Genomic DNA, 18,720 nt, shown 5'->3' with positions numbered 1-18,720 from the left:
AAAATACCGTGTTGAAATTAAATAGTTTTAAACACAAGCTGATTTTAAAGTAAATTTTGCGAATTCAAGATTAGTTAATAAATAGAAGTAAATGATAAAAATTATCATTTACAATATCATGTATATGAGTTATTATATTTAGGAAAATGATTATGATTAAATAATTATTATTTATTAAGGTGGATTTATATAATCATATAGAAAGATTTCAAATTGTTAATGAGGTGATTGTTTTGAATAAATATAGAATATTGCTGTATTACAAATTTATAAATATAGAGAATAGTGAAGAATTCTCAAAGGAACATTTGAAGTTATGTAAAGATATAGGCCTTAAAGGAAGAATATTAATTGCTGATGAGGGAATAAATGGAACAGTTTCAGGTACAGTAGAGCAAACAGAAAAATATATTAATCAATTAAAGCGAGACGACAGGTTTATAGATATGATCTTTAAAATTGATGAAGCAAATGATCATGCCTTTAAAAAGATGTATGTAAGACACAAGAAAAGTATAATAACTTTACTTCCAGAGGATGATGTAAATCCAAATAAAAAGGTTGGAAAGTATCTGAAGCCAAAAGAATTTTATCAAATGCTTCAAAGAGATGATGTAGTAATAGTGGACGGAAGAAATGATTATGAGTATGATATAGGTCACTTTAGAGGCGCTATAAGACCAAATGTAAGTAACTTCAAGGAGTTCCCGAAATGGATAGATGATAATCTGTCTAAGTATAAGAATAAGAAGGTACTTACCTATTGTACAGGTGGAATAAGGTGTGAGAAGTTAACAGGAGTACTTTTAGACCACGGGTTTGATGATGTATACCACCTTGAAGGTGGAATAGTGACCTACGGTAAAGATCCTGAAGTAAGAGGAAGGTTATGGGATGGAAAGTGTTATGTTTTCGATGAAAGAATCTCTGTAAAGATAAATAATACAGATGAAGATATAGTTATATCTAAATGCACTCACTGCGGAGAAGAGTCGGATAGGTATATTAATTGTACTAATGATGATTGTCATAAGCAGCATATATGCTGTGAGAAATGTGAAAAGGAACAAGAAGGTTTTTGTTCTCATAACTGTAGACAATATATACTAGAACACCCTGAGAGAGATGCACGTTTAAGACTTAAAGAAAAAGCTAATATGTATAAGAGATATAATCAGAATCATGAAAAAGCCAAGGAGATTATTAATAAATTAGATAAAAATTATTCAGCTTAAAATGATATAACTATAGTTAAAAAATTAATATAAACAGTAAAAAAAATTTAAAATATCTATTGACAGAAATAAAAAAAAGGTATAAACTTTAGATAGTGATAATCATTCTCAAAGAAACTTTTAAATAAGATAGATGCTTTTACTGGGCAAAATAATTGCACCTAACTTATATACTAGTAGAGACTGGTTTTCGAAGGCAAACACACACATAGCATTAACCAAATAGACTCCTCTTAATATTATTTGATGACTGCGGAGAGGCTATCCAAGACAGGATAGTCTCTTTTGCATTTAAGGAATACATATTTTTTTATTGGAGAAACTTTTTATTATATGTGATTGGCTAATCTAAACTTTATATTATTGAAAAATCTTTTTTATTATGACTAGAAGATTTTATTCTGAAGTTTCTGTAATTAGATCATTCACATTCATAATAATATAAAAGGAGTTGATAGTATGAGTGGTGAAAAATCTGTAAATGAGGGCTTATCTGATAAGAGCTCGCAATCTAGATCATCCAAAACTGGATATAAGAATAGAGGAAATAGTGGATTAAATCCAGAAAATAAAAGTACCAAAAATAAGAGATAATATATTGGGGCAGATGTTTATGACACTGCCTCAAATTTATTCTTTATATAGGTTGTGAGGGGGTATAGGTGTAAAAAACATATACTCTATAAACTGCTAAATGTTAATTAAGTATTAAGTCAGCTGTAGTGATTATAGAAGTTTAAATCTAGCAACTATATTTATGATATAATATAAAAAAATAGGAGGTGGGTTTAATGGGTGGAATTACTACAGACAATATAATTTTATTATTAGTAGCCCTAATACTTTTATATTTAGTGTTTAAGTTTATAAAAGGTATAATAAAAACTATAATAACCATTATTTTAATTCTTACTTTAGGTGTAAGTGCATACAATATACTTATTGCAAAAAAATCTGTTGGTGATGAAATTAATAGATATAAGATTGACTATGCATATTTTAATGATGTAAGAGATATATCGTCTGAAGCTAAACAAACAGTTGATGATATAGAAAACAATAAGAATATTGTTCAAAATATAAACAAGCTTTCGGAATTAAGAAATAAAGCACAAGCTTTAAAGCATAGCAGCGATCTAGACGCTTTCCACAGCAAGTATATAAATACTTTTGATGGTATTATAATAGGTTGCAAAGGATATAGTACTGCTAAGCAAGTTGATGAACAAACTAAGAAGATTGATGAACTTAAGAAAGATTTAAATATGAGCATTAAGGATATAGTTTCAGCAAGATAAAGGATATAGAACTTTAAAATAGTTTTAGAAAATTTAATAAAAAAGGTTATTTATAATTTAAAAATTCAAATTATAAATAACCTTTTTTATTACAAAGATATAAAAAAATATTTTTTTAATTATAAAATCTTTAATTAATGCTAAATATAGTTAGTAGAAATATAGGAAAATATATAATTTTGAATATAATATACGAATTATAAAATAAATGTGATAAAAAATATTCGTAACTTCCATTGACCTAATATATTTACTTTGATACTATGTTAGGTGGGAATTTAATTATATTAAATTTATTGATATTAAAATTTATATAAGTTTTAGGCTTATTAGTAATGACAATAATGAATGAGTGTAACCAAGCAAACTGATGTATTTAAGGAGGAAGGGTTATGTCAGCATTTATAGTTTTAGGAGCTCAATGGGGCGATGAAGGAAAAGGAAAGATGACTGATTACTTAGCTGAAGAAGCTGATGTTATAGTTAGATTTCAAGGTGGAAATAATGCAGGTCATACAGTAGAAGTTGAAGATAAGCAATATAAGTTGCATTTGATACCATCAGGTGTACTTTATGATTCAAAATTGAACATAATAGGAAATGGTGTTGTTGTAGATCCAAAGGCTTTATTTGAAGAAATTGATTACCTTGAAGATTTAGGAGTAAAAGTAACTCCAGAAAAGCTTATGATTAGCGATAGAGCTCATCTTATAATGCCATATCATAGAGTATTAGATAGATTAAAGGAACAAGCAAGAGGAAAGAATGATATAGGAACTACTGGTAAGGGTATAGGTCCATGTTATACTGATAAGTATGAAAGAAGTGGAATAAGAATCTGTGACTTACTACATAAAGATGTGTTTACAGAAAAGTTAAAAATAAATGTTGAAGCAAAAAATGAGTATATAACTAATGTTCTTAATGGAGAAGCACTAAGTTTTGAAGAGATATACAATGATTATATAGCTTATGCAGAAAGATTAAGACCATATATACAAGATACATCAGTAAAAGTTTATGATGCTATAAAGAGTAATAAGCAAGTTTTATTTGAAGGTGCTCAAGGAATGCTGCTTGACATAGATTATGGAACTTACCCATATGTAACATCATCAAATACTACTTCTGGTGGAGTGTCTAATGGTGTAGGTATTGGACCTACAATGATTACTAATGCTGTTGGTATTGCGAAAGCATACACAACAAGAGTTGGTAAGGGTCCATTCCCAACAGAATTGGAAAATGAAACAGGAGAATGGATAAGAGAAAAAGGACATGAATTCGGAGTAACTACTGGTAGAGCTAGAAGATGTGGTTGGTTGGATTTAGTTATATTAAAGACAACAGTAAGAGTATGTGGATTAACCTCTTTAGCTGTTACAAAGATTGATACTTTAGCTGGACTAGAGAAAATAAAGGTTTGTGTTGGATATAAGTTTAACGGTTCTATTATTGATTACTTCCCAGCAAGTCTTGAAGATTTAGCTAAATGCGAACCTGTTTATGAAGAATTTGATGGATGGGATGAATCTGTAGCTGATGCTAGAAGCTATGAGGAACTTCCTGAAAATGCTAAGAAGTACCTAACTAGAATAGAAGAAATAACTGATACAAAGATATCAATAGTTTCTGTGGGACCTAGAAGAGACCAAACTATGAGAGTTAGAGAACTATAAGATAATTAATATTTTTATATTGAAAAAGGACCTATTTATAAAGTAGGTTCTTTTTTACTGTATAGGAAAATATAAAATTTTTATGCCAGTTAAGCCTAGATATTTTAATGCTTTTGGAGTTTTTTATTGTTATACGGTAAAAAAAGTGAAATTTATTCGTATGCCAAATTTTCCTCATATACATTCTGAATGACAGATGCGCAAAAAAAGCTTGCCGAAGAAGATCACCTCAGCGACTTTTTTACTATATAAAAATATTAAGATTTTATTTTATTGTAACTTAGGTTACTGAAAAAAAGATTTTTTTTATGTAAAATAGACTCATAGGTAGTGAAAAACAGCTTGAAAAATATACTAGATAAGTTTGCATTTAAATCCGACCATTTTGGTTGAATTTATATAAATAATCTAGTATAATAATTAAAGTAAGCTTGTAACATAAAATTATTTAAAAGTGAGGTTGATAGTAATGGTTACTAAGGACATGACAATAGGTGAAGTAGTTAGAACATATCCACAAAAAGCAGAAGTTTTGATGAGCTTTGGAATGGGTTGTGTTGGATGTCCATCAGCTCAAGCAGAAACTATTGAAGAAGCTGCTTTAGTACATGGATTAAACCTTGATGAATTAGTAGTTGCATTAAATAAGTAATAAATAAGAACTTTTAAGGACGTCTTTGTTAAGACGTCCTTGTTTTTGATGTTTAGAAAAACGTAAAAATTTTAAACTAGTTAAATCTAGGAATCTAAATGGCTTTAAAAGTTTTTTATTATATATCATAATAATAGGTCATAAAACGCCAGTATGGTATAATATTTAACATTGATGTTAAAATTATACTATATGAGTAGTGATGGAGGGTTTATGCTTAAAAAATTTGAAAAAGAATACGAAATAAATTATCACGATGTAGCATGGAATCTAAAGGCGTCTATTTCCACTATAGTGAATTTCCTATGTGATATAGGATTTAGGCAATCTGAAAGCCTTGGAGCAGGAATTAAGGCCATGATGAAAGATAAGCAGTCATGGGTATTTTATAAATATGATATAGAAGTCTACAGATATCCAGATATAGAAGAAAAGATAAAAGTAATTACTGAACCAATAGGTTTTAGAAAGTTTTATGCTTACAGAAAATATATTGTTTTGGATGTTGATGGGAATGTAATTATTGAGGGAAAAAGTATATTTTTCTTTGTTGACTTAGAAAAGAGGCGAGCAATAAGAATACCTGATCAGCAGTATAAGGTATATGGAGTAGAGGGTGACTTAAATTATTCAATAAATATTGATGACGTTAAGCCAATTAAAGAATATGATTTTATAAAGACTTTTAGAGTAAGGTACGGGGATATAGATTCTAATCTTCATGTTAATAATGTAAAATACATAGAATGGGCAGTAGAGAGTCTACCAATTGGTATTGTTAAAGAAAATAGCATTAAAAGAATAGTTGTTAACTTCTTAAAAGAAACAACTTTTGGACATGAGATAACTTCTTCTTGTAGCATAAATAACCTAGAGGATAGTGTAGAAAGCGTTCATAAGATAGAAGATGAAGAAGGAAAAATCCTAGCTACGGTAAGATGTGTTTGGGAATAAAATAAATGGATAAAAAATCGCTAATATATTCACATTAGCGATTTTTTATTTTAATTGGATGCACTTTTTCCAGCTAATACACCTGAGCTCCAAGCCCATTGCAAGTTAAAACCACCACAATCTCCATCTACATCTAAGATTTCTCCACAGAAATATAGGTTAGGAACAATTTTTGATTGAAGTGTCTTAGAATCTACCTCTTTGGTATTAACACCTCCAGCTGTTACTTGAGCACTATCAAAACCATTAGTACCAATGCACTTGAAAGACCAGTTTTTTAATAAATTAATTATATTATTCTTTTCCTTCCAGTCTAGGCTATAACAAGGTTTATGGATATCTTGTATTCCAGCTTCTTTTAATAAGATTGGAATTAGCTTCTTATTTATTACGCCTATAAATGATTCCATTAGGGTTCTATGTGATACCATAGCCCAATGTGATTCAAAAAAGTTATGTATATCTTCAATAGACTTTTCAGGCATCATATCTACAGAAATCACCACTTCTTTATTTTTTGAAAGAGAGTAGGACGCTATCCTAGAAAGCTGTAAAATTGGAGGTCCTGATATGCCATAGTCTGTAAAAAGTATTTCTCCGAATTCTTTTCGTAACGGAAGTCCATTTACTACTACTTCACTAAATCCATCGAACTTTATGCCAGAAAGAGCTTTTAAACTTCTATGCTCTAGCTTAAGCTGTATTAACGCTGGAATTGGCTCGATTATACTATGACCCAAATGATAAGCCAAGTTATATGCTGAACCATCTGATCCGGTTTTATGTGCTGATTTTCCTCCACAAGCTAATATAACTTTTCCACAGCTTATAGTACCTAAAGATAAATCTGATGTGGATAACTTAAAAATATCATCATTGTGGACAATATTTTTTACTTTGAAAGAATTATACACAGGTATATTTCTATCTTCTATAGCAAATCTTAATATATCCACAACTGAAGAAGCTTGAAGTGATTGTGGATACATCTTTCCTTTTTCTAATTCTATTATAGGTAAACCCAGCAATAGAAATAGATTTTTTGTGTCTTCCACTGAAAAGTTATTTAAACAATAATTAAAAAAGTTTGGGTTTTCACTATGATAATTTTCAAATGGAAAACCAATTAGCGAATTACTTATATTGCAACGGCCATTACCAGTGGTTAAGATTTTTTTGCCAACCCTATCAGTACCTTCTATAATTGCCACGTCTGCGCCATAGTCTTTTGCTGTAATAGCTGCTAATAGACCTGATGCACCACCACCTACTACCACTATATCATGATGTATATTACTCATTTGCTTACAATCTCCTTTTAACTAATATTATGAATATCTAAAAATGTACAATTTTAATGAAAAATCTATTCTTAAAACTATAATAGTTTGTGAGTATAAGTTTAAAAGGGTTTTTACATAGGCTAAGTTTTTTTGTAAAAAACCTATAATTATATTTTTAACATAAAAGTTTGTTAAATAACAATTAAATATAAACAATAATTAATTGATTATTATATCTTTTTGTTATAAACCCAATGCAAATTAAAAAAAATTAAAAATCTGATGAAATAATAAGTTTAATGTTAACTAAATATCTAAATTGTGTATATGTTATGTAATTATTATCATAGTAATATATAATTTTAAAACTCACATACTATAGTAGATAGGTATGCAAGATTACAACTAATATATTTTTATAGTTTAATCTCTATTTAGCTTAAATTAGTATATCTATATATTATAAGCATATAAAGGAGTGTATGATATGAGTGCAAAAGATTTAATGGAATATGACAACTGGATTGTTGTGGGTGATGTAGAAAATAATGAAAAATATGCTTCTAAAATATTAGCAAAATTTAGTGCTAATGGATATAATGTCAGCGGAGTAAATCCTAGGGCAAATGTTAAGGATGCGTATAAGAGTATAAAAGAAGTTCCTTATCATATTGATGCAGTAGATTTGTGTATAAATCCAAAGAGTGGTATAGAGCTTGTAAAAGAAGCAGATGAACTTGGAATAAAACATATCTTAATACAACCAGGAGCAGAAAGTGAAGAAATATTAAGCTACTGCAAGGAACATGGCATAGAAGCTGTTGAAGGTTGTGCGTTAGTAGAATTAGGATAAGTATATAAAGATATTTATAAGGGAATTCTATTTTTACAATGAGTAAAGTATGAGGAGGGATATCCATGGATGATAATAAATACAGACAAAAAGATAGACCTAAAAGTAATGCAGAACTCAGAAAAATGTTTCCAAAAGAAGGCGCTTATATAGGTGACAAGAATAAAGGTAAGGGTGATTACCAGGATAGACATAAAGATCATAGCGGACAATATTAAATCATATTTAAAGGTGGCTAATAAAATATATATCAATTATATAAAGGTTATTTTAATTCTAGGAATATAATTTCAAAGAAGGATAAGCTATAAAAGTTTCTATAAATTGATATGGCTATATAAAAAATATAGCCACCTTTATTATCTAAAAATAGAAGTAAAAGTTGCTATATTATATATAAAAATAAGCTTTGGAAAGCAATTAGAAGCTATTATTTGATAACCTCAAATAACTAAATTTTAAAGATAAATTTAAATTTTTTTAAAAAAGTGTTGACACTGAGTCTTATTTTTTGTAATATATCTATTGTTGGGTCGTAAAGACGACATAAATTTAAAACATAAAATTTAATTTGGCTCCTTGGTCAAGCGGTCAAGACACCACCCTTTCACGGTGGTAACAGGGGTTCGATTCCCCTAGGAGTCACCATTATCATATTTTTGGGCGCATAGCTCAGCTGGGAGAGCATCTGCCTTACAAGCAGAGGGTCACAGGTTCGATCCCTGTTGTGCCCACCAAAAATATGGCTCAGTAGCTCAGTTGGTTAGAGTGCCGGCCTGTCACGCCGGAGGTCGAGGGTTCGAGCCCCTTCTGAGTCGCCATTTTAAATGCTGGCATGGCTCAACGGTAGAGCAGCTGACTTGTAATCAGCAGGTTGTAGGTTCGATTCCTATTGCCAGCTCCACTAAAAAACAAAATATTTGGCTCCTTGGTCAAGCGGTCAAGACACCACCCTTTCACGGTGGTAACAGGGGTTCGATTCCCCTAGGAGTCACCATTATCATATTTTTGGGCGCATAGCTCAGCTGGGAGAGCATCTGCCTTACAAGCAGAGGGTCACAGGTTCGATCCCTGTTGTGCCCACCAAGAATATGGCTCAGTAGCTCAGTTGGTTAGAGTGCCGGCCTGTCACGCCGGAGGTCGAGGGTTCGAGCCCCTTCTGAGTCGCCATTTTAAATGCTGGCATGGCTCAACGGTAGAGCAGCTGACTTGTAATCAGCAGGTTGTAGGTTCGATTCCTATTGCCAGCTCCACTAAAAAACAAAATATTTGGCTCCTTGGTCAAGCGGTCAAGACACCACCCTTTCACGGTGGTAACAGGGGTTCGATTCCCCTAGGAGTCACCATTATCATATTTTTGGGCGCATAGCTCAGCTGGGAGAGCATCTGCCTTACAAGCAGAGGGTCACAGGTTCGATCCCTGTTGTGCCCACCAAAAATATGGCTCAGTAGCTCAGTTGGTTAGAGTGCCGGCCTGTCACGCCGGAGGTCGAGGGTTCGAGCCCCTTCTGAGTCGCCAATTTGATGCTGGCATGGCTCAACGGTAGAGCAGCTGACTTGTAATCAGCAGGTTGTAGGTTCGATTCCTATTGCCAGCTCCAAGATAAAGACATCTTACGATAGTAAGATGTCTTTTTTGTCGTATACAAATAAAACATCAGAAAAAACTTCACAAAGCATAAAAAATAAATCCTTATTCCTACATAAAGATGAAACACTTCAATTTGAAAATATAAATTAGATTATGAAGTGATTTATATGTTTAGTAAAATAGATAAAATTTATAGCAATTATTATAGTTAAATAATACTTTACGTAAAAAATAGTAAATAAATGCGATAGATTTAGTAAAAAGACTACTATGTAAAAGATTACTTGTAAGAAAAATACATTAAATATGTAATGATATCAGATAATTTTATTGATATCAACAATTAATAAAAAAATATTTGTGTGAAAATACAAAAAATTATATTGACAGTATAACTAAATTTTACTAAAATAAATTTGTAAACAATTACAAACGGGTATGAATTGAGAATAGTTTATGGGGGGATCATTTATGAACAAAAAAGTATTATTATTAACTATTACAGCAGCACTTTCGCTAACTTTAGCTGGATGCTCATCAACAAAGACTGAGACAAGCAAGGATAGTGGACTACCAAAGGTCGGAGTTACAATATATAAATATGACGATAACTTTATGTCATATGTAAGAAGATCAATTGATACAGGTGCTAATGGAAAAGCTACATTATCAATGAATGACTCACAAAATGACCAATCAAAGCAAAATGAGCAAGTTGATACTTTGATTTCTAAGGGAGTAAAATCATTAGCAATCAACTTAGTAGATCCAAAGGCTGCTCCAACTATAATTGACAAAGCAAAGAAAGCAAACCTACCAGTAGTATTCTTTAATAAAGAACCAGAAGCAGCTGCATTAAAGAGCTACGATAAAGCTTGGTATGTTGGAACTAAATCAGCAGAATCAGGTATACTACAAGGTGATTTAGTAGTAGATCAATGGACAAAGAATAAGGATAAATGGGACAAGAATAAGGATGGAAAGATTCAATACGTATTATTAAAAGGTGAGCCAGGACATCCAGATGCAGAAGCTCGTACTAAATATGTTGTTGATGAAATAAAGAAAAAAGGTATAGATGTTGAAGAATTAGCTATAGATACTGCTATGTGGGATACTGCAAAGGCTACTGACAAGATGGATGCATGGATATCAAAATTCGGTGACAAGATAGAGTTTGTTATAGCTAATAATGATGCGATGGCTTTAGGTGCTTATGCATCACTAGAAAAAGCAGGATATTTCAAAGATGCTAACAAATTTATGCCAATAGTTGGTGTTGATGCTATACCAGAAGCATTAACAAAGATAAATGAAGGTAAGATGGTTGGTTCAGTACTTAATGATGCTAAGAACCAAGGTCAAGCAACTCTTGACTTGGCTATAAATGCAGCAAATGGAAAGAACCCTACTGATGGAACAAAGTGGCAATTAGATGATAATAAAGCAGTTCGTGTTCCTTATATTATCGTAACTAAAGATAATATATCTGTAGGACAGGATGCTTACAAATAAAAACACCATGTATGAGGCACACATAAGGTGTGTCTCATACTTATTTCAGTAATGAATTATATGGAGGTGTAAACCATGAGCAATGCGGTTGAAGCAGGATCAAAGCAAGAATTTATTCTAGAGATGAGAAATATAGTAAAAGAATTTCCTGGTGTTAAAGCATTAGCGGGAGTAAATTTAAACGTTAGACCAGGAACGGTACATGCATTGATGGGCGAAAATGGAGCAGGAAAGTCAACTCTAATGAAATGCCTCTTTGGTATTTATCATCCTAATGAAGGAGAAATATTTTTTAATGGTCAAAGGGTTCAATTTCAAAACTCTAAACAAGCTTTAGATAATGGAGTTTCGATGGTTCATCAGGAATTAAATCAGGTTAGACAGCGTAATATAATGGACAACATTTGGCTTGGCAGATATCCTCACAAAGGACCTTTTATAGATGAGAATAAGATGTATGAGGATACAAAGAAGATATTTGATGAATTAGAGATAGACGTTGATCCTAGAAGTAAAGTAAATACTTTATCAGTATCTCAAATGCAGATGGTTGAAATAGCTAAGGCAGTATCTTATGATTCAAAAATTATAGTTATGGATGAGCCTACATCATCACTAACTGAAAAGGAAGTAAACCACTTATTTAAAATAATTAATAAATTAAGAGAAAAGAATGTTGCTATCATATATATATCACATAAAATGGAAGAAATTTTAAAGATCTCTGATGAGGTTACCATAATGAGAGATGGTCAATGGATTTCAACAGAGCATGCTAGGGATCTAACAATGGATTTAATCATAAAAATGATGGTAGGTAGAGATCTATCGAATCGTTTCCCTGAAAAAGTGAACAAGCCAGGTAAAGTAATACTAGAAGTTAATAACTTAGTTGCACAAACGCAACCATCATTAAGAGATATAAGTTTTAATCTTAGAGAAGGAGAAATCCTAGGGGTTGCTGGGCTTGTTGGAGCAAAAAGAACAGAACTTATAGAAAGTTTATTTGGGATGAGAAAGATTGAATCAGGAAAGATAACTCTTCATGGAAAAGAGATAAGTAATAAATCTCCTCAGAAGGCCATGCAAAACGGATTTGCATTAGTTACTGAAGAAAGACGTGTTACAGGTATATTTGATAGACTTCCTATAAGCTTCAACTCTATAATAGCAAATGTTGATAGCTATATAAACAAGTTTGGAATATTATCAGACAAGAACATAGAAAAAGATACTCAGTGGGTAATAGATTCCATGAGAGTAAAAACACCTTCGCAGAAGACACATATAGGAAAACTATCTGGAGGAAATCAACAAAAGGTAATAATAGGACGTTGGTTGCTTACAAAACCAGAAATACTAATGCTAGATGAACCAACTAGAGGTATTGACGTTGGTGCTAAATTTGAAATATATCAGTTAATGAATGAACTAGCTAAAGAAGGAAAAGGAATTATAATGGTATCCTCTGAAATGCCAGAACTACTAGGAGTAACAGATAGAATTTTAGTAATGAGTAATGGAAGACTTGCAGGTATAGTCGAAACAAAAAATACATCACAAGAAGAAATTATGCGTTTATCAGCAATGTACTTATAGGGTAGGGGGAATTGAATATGGAAAAACAAAAATTTTCTTTAAAAGGTAAGTTTGACAAGACTTGGTTAATGAATAATGTTATTTATATAGTTCTAATTGCATTATTGGTAGTTATAGTAGCTATATCTCCTGATTTTTTAAGCATAAATAATTTTCGTAATATATTAGCTCAAGCATCTACTCGTATTATAATAGCTTTAGGTGTTGGTGGTATATTAATTACGCAAGGTACAGATTTATCAGCAGGACGTATGGTAGGTTTATCAGCAGTTCTTTCTGCATCAATGCTTCAAGCAACTGATTATGCGTATCGTATGTATCCTCATCTACAAAAACTACCGGTAGTAGTGCCTATATTAATAGCTATGCTAGCATGCGGTATAATAGGTCTTTTAAATGGTGTTGTAGTTTCAATTTTTCAAGTTCCACCTTTTATAGCGACTTTGGGTATGATGATCATAGTTTATGGACTTAACTCAATATACTTTGACCGTCCTCCATACGGAGCTCAACCAATAGGTGGTTTGGACAAGGATTTCTCTAATTTTGTTTTAGGTAGTATTGGTACAGGGACAAAATTTGAAATACCTTATTTGATTATATATGCTATCATAGTAACACTTATAGTATGGATCTTATGGAACAAGACTAGATTTGGTAAGAACATGTATGCAATCGGTGGTAATCCCGAAGCTGCAACAGTTTCTGGTGTTAATGTAGTTAAGTATCTATTATTAATATACTTCTTAGCAGGAGCTCTTTATGGATTTGCAGGATCTCTAGAAGCAGGACGTGTTGGTAGTGCTACAAATAATACTGGTAATATGTATGAACTTGATGCTATAGCAGCCTGCGTTGTTGGTGGTGTTTCTACAGCAGGTGGTATAGGTACAGTTCCAGGTATAATAACAGGAGTATTAATATTCCAAGTTATTAACTATGGACTAGCATTTATAGGTGTTAATCCTTATTACCAATACATCGTAAAAGGATTAATTATAGTAAGTGCAGTTGCAATTGATATCAGAAAATATATAAAGAAAAAGTAATATTCTATAAATAAAAGAAGCAGTGATATTAGAATCATTGCTTCTTTCATTCTTTAAAAAATTATAATGTGTACCTATTAATTTATCTAGCTAAGTTTTTCTTAACTCGTATATCTTCGGAGTAGAATTTGAACAGTTTAAAGTTTCCAAAAAGACGAGAAGTTATTCTCTCTGCATAGTACTTAGTCAATGTTTGTAGCGACAAATTTGTTGAGATGAGCATTTTCTTTTTATTTAATAACTTTTTGTTTAGTAGTGTGAATAGTTCTGTAACAGAAAACTCAGTTATCTGCTCTGCGCCTAAATCATCAATTATAAGTAAGTCGCAATTAATTAAAAGGTCTTCCACAGATAGATTGTTATTGAATCTAATTTCCTTTAAGTCTTTGATAAGTTCGTCAGAAGTTCTATACACTACTAGGAAGCCTTGGTCTAGTAGCTCCTTTGCAATACAGTTAGAAAGGAATGTCTTACCTGTTCCTGATGTACCATAAAATAATAAGTTATCATCCTTTTTAGAAAAATTAGGGAGATAATCAGCTGTAATTGAATTAAGTATAGTCTCCATGTTTTTTCTAGGAGAAAACTTTTCATCTCCAATCCTATGAGAAGGATAATAGTTTAAGTTAAAAGTATCAAAGTTTTCCTCTTTTATAGCGTTCTCAAGTCCAGAGGCTTTGTATTGAAGTTTAACTAATTTTTGTTTATAGCATGAGCATCTTTCTGTTACAATATAACCAGTATCTTTACATTTACTACATCTATAATGCAAATTTAAGTATTCTGGATTATATCCATGGGACACTAGCAATTCGTATTTTCTAGCTCTTAATTCAGTTATTGCATCTTTTAATTGGTCGAAGCTTTGTTCAGATTCATCTTTTGATTTTAATGCATTTATAGATAGTCTTATACACATTTTACCTATTTCATTATCTAAATCTAATATTTCAGGGTGTTCATTTTTTATTATTTCTCTACGTTTCTTTAAAGCAGCAGCTTCTTCTTCTCTTATTTTTGCATAAATATCTGTCAGTTGACCTTTATATTCGTTAATCATTATTATCCCATCCTAATAACTTTCTTTCTAATGAATCATAATCGTAAGTTCTTTGTTCATAATCTGTAAATTTCAAATTACTTTTTTTGCCGTTATCATAATTGTTAGATCTATTGTTACTAGTTTTTGAAGGTAAGTTTTTAGTTGCTACATCTTCAAGGGTTTTTATACCGTCATTATTCCAGCGGGTTAATATTCCATCAATGTATCTAAAGTCAGCTCTATTTAACCTCTCAAAACATATTTCACAAGCCTTTAGTATAACTTCATTAGAAAAGTTGTATGTAAACATCCATTTCTCCATAAGTTCCTCTTGAGGCTTCATGACTTCTGCATTTTTTATCCCTAGATAAGCTAGTATTTTTCTTATTTTTACCCACTTATCTTCACTTCTAGTAATATAAGCATGAACATCCTCTATATTTTTTATTCCGCTATCATGCCAAGCTAATGCAACCTTTTCTATATATCTAGAGTCAGCCTTTCCTTTAGATACACAGTATTCTATAAGCATTAATATCATTTCTGATGAGAAAGAAAAATCGTTTTGCAACCCAAGATATGTTGACATTTCCTTAGGGGATAGTGGTCTAGCTAGCAGCCTTTCAACTTCCTTAAGCATATCTTTAGTATTGTTTTTATTTAATTCATCTAATAAGTTAAGTGTAGATTCAGTATTTTCATCACCGCTTAATTCCATAAACTTTATATTGAAATTATTCATCTTGTCTATAGGAACCAATTGTATTATACCTTCATCATGCCAATAGTTTAAGGCATTCATTATATCTGATTCTAAAAGATTTAAGTTAGAAGCTATAATGGATGAGCTAACTCCTAATTCACCTGAAATACTATACTTTAGCATCATTAGGTAAACTTTCACAAATTCACCTCTTGCTTTTGGCATATATTTTTCTAGAAAAATATTGCTTACAGGAGTAAATTGTACAGGAGAATTTTTAAGCATAAATGTACTCATAGGGCAATAACCCTCCATTCAATGTAGTTTGTATGCCGTTATCATTATGAAATGATAAACTTTGATGTAATTATATTATAACAGAGGGGAAAGGTTCTCTCAATAATGATAGCCTGCCAATTAATAACTAATACTAGTTTGCTCGTTATGGTATTAAATGATACATAAAGCCATGCATAAGAAAGCTAACTATAGGAGATATTAAAAAAGAATGTTGATTTTTTATCATTAATAATATATTACAAGAAAGGTAGAAGGTATATAAAATGGGTAGTAGAGATATTAAACTTTTCTTAATAAAAGCAATAATTTTATTAGCAGTACCATCTGCGATTTATATAAATGTACTTAATAAAATAGATTACTATTGCTTTTATGAAAATGGAGTATATATTGCTTGTGTAAATGATAAGGAGGAAGCAAAGGAAGCCTTCAATCAGGTAAAAGGTGATATAAACAAGAGGTTTGGCACTACTATAGAGAAATCTAATAATATATCTTTTAAAAAATCAAGTGGAAATGTAGTATCTGAATATACACTAAATGAACTAAAAGAGAACATAGTTAAAAATTTAAATTTAAATATAACTGCATTTAGATTTGTTATAGGAAAAAATAATATAGGATATATAGCTAATAAAGAAGAAGGCAAACAGATATTAGAGAAGGTAGCAGATAGATACATCGATATAGGTAAGATAGATAAAAGCGATATAGTATCAGTAAGCATTGATACTAATAGTGAGTATATAGAAGAAAAGACATCTGTATCAAATGTTTTGCCTACAGATGAGGTAGTAAATAAAATAATTGAAACAGATAAGGATAGTGAAGAACCATTAGTAAAAGTTGAAGTAAAGACAAAAGACAAGACCATGATAGATGTAGAACCAGCTACGATAATAAATTCAAGCGAAGATTTATTTATTGGTGAATCTAAGGTGGATAAAGGCACTAATGGGAAGAATGAAGTAGAAGAAGAAAGTACATATATAAATGGTAAGAAAATCAATACAGAGAAAATAAGTGAGAAGATTGTAGTGAAACCAATAGATACTGTTATACATACAGGAATAAAAAATCCTATACCATCTGGAATAGCTTTTTTATCAAAGCCTTCAAGAGGTAGTATTAGTTCAAATTTTGGAGCTAGGTGGGGGGAAGTACACCACGGGATAGATATAGCTTCAAATGTAGGAGACCCAATAGGTGCTGCACTAGACGGTACGGTAAAAGAAACTTCATATAATAGTGTATATGGCAATATGATAGTAGTTGATCATGGGGGTGGTATAGAAACTATATATGGGCACTGCAGTAAGGTATTAGTGAAGCCTGGTCAGAAAATAAAAAGAGGAGATATAATAGGTAAAGTAGGAACTACGGGAAGAAGTACTGGACCACATCTTCACTTTGAGTTAAGGGTTAATGGAACTGCTATAAACCCTAATAAGTACATAAAGTAGTAAAAAAGTCGCTGAAGTGGCCTTCTTCAGTGAGTTTTTTTACGCATCTGCCTTTCCGAATGTATATGAGGGAAATTTGGCAGGCGAATAAGTTTTATTTTTTACTGTATTGCCATATAAAACTTCTAAAAACATTGAAATGATTAGGTTTATATAACTCAAAAGTTTTAAATTTTCCTTTGCAGTAAAAAAGCACTAAGCTTTTTAAATACTTAGTGCTTTTAATTATGTCAATAATTTATCTAGATTTAATGTTCCATCACCTTCAGCATATCTTGGAAGTTCGTGCGAGTCTGCAGATATTTGTAATAATGATCTAATATCATTAAAGGTAAGTGATGGATTTTTCTCTAGTACTAAGGCACATACACCACAAACATATGCCGCAGAACATGATGTTCCAGAATATGTTGTATAAGGTTCTGTGAGTTTTGATGGATATATTTTTAATCCATTTCTTTCGGAGATATAGTTTTTATCACAGTTTAAGGATTGAATATTTACGCAACCTGCAGAAACCTCTGGTTTCTGTAATTTGCCTACAGGACCAGCTGACGAATAAGAATAAGGTTTAATAGTTTTAGATGTATCTAAGCCTCCTATAGTTAAGCAATTACTTAATGTAGCTAACCCTCTTATTGAATATTCTTTGTTTGGATTACTACCAGAAGGAACTATTGGAATTAAATTTTTAGATATTGCCAATCCTAAGAGTTTATCAAATTGTTCTAAATAAAATATGTTATCATTTGCTAGTTCAAATGGAAGCAGAATTAGTCTTATGTTTTCATCTTCAGCCGATGCTATTAAAGAATTAATAGCAAAAAGTATGTCTGAAACATATCCTTTTCCAGTACTATTAAAAGCTTTATAACAATAAAGATTAGCTTTATCAGCAATACCTTTATATAAACCGTCTGAATTACCTCCGCTTCCGCACAATATTCCACTTATAAAGGTTCCATGGCCATTATCATCGTATGGGTACTTAAAGTCATTTATAAGGTCGACAAAAACCCGTATCTTATTCATTGGGCTTAGAAGATCAGGGTGAGGGAATACACCGCTATCTACTAGTCCTACACCTATTCCTCGTCCTGTGAATTTATATCTTCCACTTAAGTTTACGTTGTTCGCTGAAGCTACACTAGTTCCACATAGTAAACAATATCCATCTAAACTGACATATTCAACTTCAGGATATTCAATAAGTCTATCTATAGCTCTAGGAGACACTTCAGCTGTTATAAGGCTTAGCCAATCGATCTTATTTATGATAGTACCTTTAAATGAGGATATTCTTTTTAAGATAGTATCGCTAAAAGATTTATATTTTATAATAACTCTATATTTTTTAAAATATTCTTTTGACATATAATATCTCAGAGAAGTATCAAGCTTGCTTTTTAAAGAAAACATTATACACTCCTTTAATATTGTTAAAAGATTTCTCGTATCATAACTGTCTATAAGACTTACAAAATAGTTTAAATTATGAATTTGA

Annotated in this window: 16 protein-coding genes and 12 tRNA genes; 24 read left to right on the top strand and 4 right to left on the bottom strand. The window is 31.2% G+C overall.

The features are described 5' to 3' along the window. Positions 1–233 precede the first annotated feature (233 nt). From trhO to bsdtw1_RS21635, 6 genes are all read left to right on the top strand, one after another. Entirely contained in the window at positions 234–1,235 is a 1,002-nt protein-coding gene (trhO, locus tag bsdtw1_RS21655; protein ID WP_205245293.1) for an oxygen-dependent tRNA uridine(34) hydroxylase TrhO, read from the top strand. 459 nt (positions 1,236–1,694) lie between these two features. Further along, a complete protein-coding gene (locus bsdtw1_RS23670) occupies positions 1,695–1,829 on the top strand; it encodes a hypothetical protein (RefSeq protein ID WP_261852794.1) in 135 nt (44 codons plus the stop codon). Between the two features lie 197 nt (positions 1,830–2,026). Beyond that, a complete protein-coding gene (locus bsdtw1_RS21650; protein ID WP_183279551.1) occupies positions 2,027–2,533 on the top strand; it encodes a hypothetical protein in 507 nt (168 codons plus the stop codon). 392 nt (positions 2,534–2,925) lie between these two features. Further along, a complete protein-coding gene (locus bsdtw1_RS21645) occupies positions 2,926–4,212 on the top strand; it encodes an adenylosuccinate synthase (RefSeq protein WP_183279550.1) in 1,287 nt (428 codons plus the stop codon). Positions 4,213–4,681: 469 nt separating this feature from the next. Continuing rightward, positions 4,682–4,864, top strand: a complete 183-nt coding sequence (locus bsdtw1_RS21640; protein ID WP_183279549.1) for a DUF1858 domain-containing protein — start codon at positions 4,682–4,684, stop codon at positions 4,862–4,864. Positions 4,865–5,077: 213 nt separating this feature from the next. After that, the gene (locus bsdtw1_RS21635; RefSeq protein ID WP_183279548.1) at positions 5,078–5,818 is read left to right on the top strand and encodes an acyl-[acyl-carrier-protein] thioesterase; all 741 of its coding nucleotides are present in this window, start codon (positions 5,078–5,080) and stop codon (positions 5,816–5,818) included. 50 nt (positions 5,819–5,868) lie between these two features. Here the strand turns inward: bsdtw1_RS21635 and bsdtw1_RS21630 are convergent, their stop codons facing one another. Further along, the gene (locus bsdtw1_RS21630; protein ID WP_183279547.1) at positions 5,869–7,119 is read right to left on the bottom strand and encodes a BaiN/RdsA family NAD(P)/FAD-dependent oxidoreductase; all 1,251 of its coding nucleotides are present in this window, start codon (positions 7,117–7,119) and stop codon (positions 5,869–5,871) included. 469 nt (positions 7,120–7,588) lie between these two features. Between bsdtw1_RS21630 and bsdtw1_RS21625 the strand changes: the two genes are divergently transcribed. The 17 genes from bsdtw1_RS21625 (at position 7,589) to mglC (ending at position 13,708) form a co-directional block, all read left to right on the top strand. Next, positions 7,589–7,954, top strand: a complete 366-nt coding sequence (locus bsdtw1_RS21625) for a CoA-binding protein (protein ID WP_183279546.1) — start codon at positions 7,589–7,591, stop codon at positions 7,952–7,954. 65 nt (positions 7,955–8,019) lie between these two features. Further along, positions 8,020–8,172, top strand: a complete 153-nt coding sequence (locus bsdtw1_RS21620) for a hypothetical protein (RefSeq protein WP_183279545.1) — start codon at positions 8,020–8,022, stop codon at positions 8,170–8,172. A gap of 355 nt (positions 8,173–8,527) precedes the next feature. Continuing rightward, positions 8,528–8,602: transfer RNA gene (locus bsdtw1_RS21615), tRNA-Glu, on the top strand. Positions 8,603–8,615: 13 nt separating this feature from the next. After that, positions 8,616–8,691, top strand: a tRNA-Val gene (locus bsdtw1_RS21610). A 7-nt stretch (positions 8,692–8,698) separates the two neighbouring features. Beyond that, a tRNA-Asp gene (locus bsdtw1_RS21605) sits at positions 8,699–8,775 on the top strand. Positions 8,776–8,783: 8 nt separating this feature from the next. Further along, positions 8,784–8,858 (top strand) — tRNA-Thr (locus tag bsdtw1_RS21600). An 18-nt stretch (positions 8,859–8,876) separates the two neighbouring features. After that, positions 8,877–8,951 (top strand) — tRNA-Glu (locus bsdtw1_RS21595). Positions 8,952–8,964: 13 nt separating this feature from the next. Continuing rightward, positions 8,965–9,040 (top strand) — tRNA-Val (locus tag bsdtw1_RS21590). 7 nt (positions 9,041–9,047) lie between these two features. Continuing rightward, a tRNA-Asp gene (locus bsdtw1_RS21585) sits at positions 9,048–9,124 on the top strand. An 8-nt stretch (positions 9,125–9,132) separates the two neighbouring features. Continuing rightward, positions 9,133–9,207: transfer RNA gene (locus bsdtw1_RS21580), tRNA-Thr, on the top strand. An 18-nt stretch (positions 9,208–9,225) separates the two neighbouring features. Next, a tRNA-Glu gene (locus tag bsdtw1_RS21575) sits at positions 9,226–9,300 on the top strand. Between the two features lie 13 nt (positions 9,301–9,313). Beyond that, positions 9,314–9,389: transfer RNA gene (locus bsdtw1_RS21570), tRNA-Val, on the top strand. A 7-nt stretch (positions 9,390–9,396) separates the two neighbouring features. Continuing rightward, positions 9,397–9,473 (top strand) — tRNA-Asp (locus bsdtw1_RS21565). A gap of 7 nt (positions 9,474–9,480) precedes the next feature. After that, positions 9,481–9,555, top strand: a tRNA-Thr gene (locus tag bsdtw1_RS21560). Positions 9,556–10,016: 461 nt separating this feature from the next. Continuing rightward, positions 10,017–11,060, top strand: a complete 1,044-nt coding sequence (gene mglB, locus bsdtw1_RS21555; RefSeq protein WP_183279544.1) for a galactose/glucose ABC transporter substrate-binding protein MglB — start codon at positions 10,017–10,019, stop codon at positions 11,058–11,060. Positions 11,061–11,135: 75 nt separating this feature from the next. Next, complete coding sequence (gene mglA / locus bsdtw1_RS21550) at positions 11,136–12,659, top strand: galactose/methyl galactoside ABC transporter ATP-binding protein MglA (protein WP_183279543.1); 1,524 nt, start codon at positions 11,136–11,138, stop codon at positions 12,657–12,659. A gap of 17 nt (positions 12,660–12,676) precedes the next feature. Further along, complete coding sequence (gene mglC, locus bsdtw1_RS21545; RefSeq protein WP_183279542.1) at positions 12,677–13,708, top strand: galactose/methyl galactoside ABC transporter permease MglC; 1,032 nt, start codon at positions 12,677–12,679, stop codon at positions 13,706–13,708. 82 nt (positions 13,709–13,790) lie between these two features. Here mglC and bsdtw1_RS21540 read toward each other — a convergent pair whose 3' ends face one another. After that, complete coding sequence (locus bsdtw1_RS21540) at positions 13,791–14,768, bottom strand: ATP-binding protein (protein ID WP_183279541.1); 978 nt, start codon at positions 14,766–14,768, stop codon at positions 13,791–13,793. After that, the gene (locus bsdtw1_RS21535) at positions 14,761–15,750 is read right to left on the bottom strand and encodes a DnaD domain protein (RefSeq protein WP_183279540.1); all 990 of its coding nucleotides are present in this window, start codon (positions 15,748–15,750) and stop codon (positions 14,761–14,763) included. The genes bsdtw1_RS21540 and bsdtw1_RS21535 overlap by 8 nt, the downstream gene beginning before the upstream one ends. Positions 15,751–16,016: 266 nt before the next feature. On the opposite strand from bsdtw1_RS21535, the gene bsdtw1_RS21530 reads away from it, so the two are divergent. Beyond that, on the top strand, positions 16,017–17,216 hold the full coding sequence (locus bsdtw1_RS21530) for a peptidoglycan DD-metalloendopeptidase family protein (protein WP_183279539.1): 1,200 nt from the start codon (positions 16,017–16,019) through the stop codon (positions 17,214–17,216). A gap of 225 nt (positions 17,217–17,441) precedes the next feature. Here bsdtw1_RS21530 and bsdtw1_RS21525 read toward each other — a convergent pair whose 3' ends face one another. Further along, complete coding sequence (locus bsdtw1_RS21525) at positions 17,442–18,635, bottom strand: S8 family serine peptidase (RefSeq protein WP_183279538.1); 1,194 nt, start codon at positions 18,633–18,635, stop codon at positions 17,442–17,444. Positions 18,636–18,720 lie beyond the last annotated feature (85 nt).

Origin of the sequence: Clostridium fungisolvens (assembly GCF_014193895.1) — a bacterium.
Classification (GTDB): Bacteria; Bacillota; Clostridia; order Clostridiales; family Clostridiaceae; genus Clostridium_AR; species Clostridium_AR fungisolvens.
Note: the sequence above shows the minus strand (reverse complement) of the source record. Positions and strands in the feature narration are given on the sequence as shown.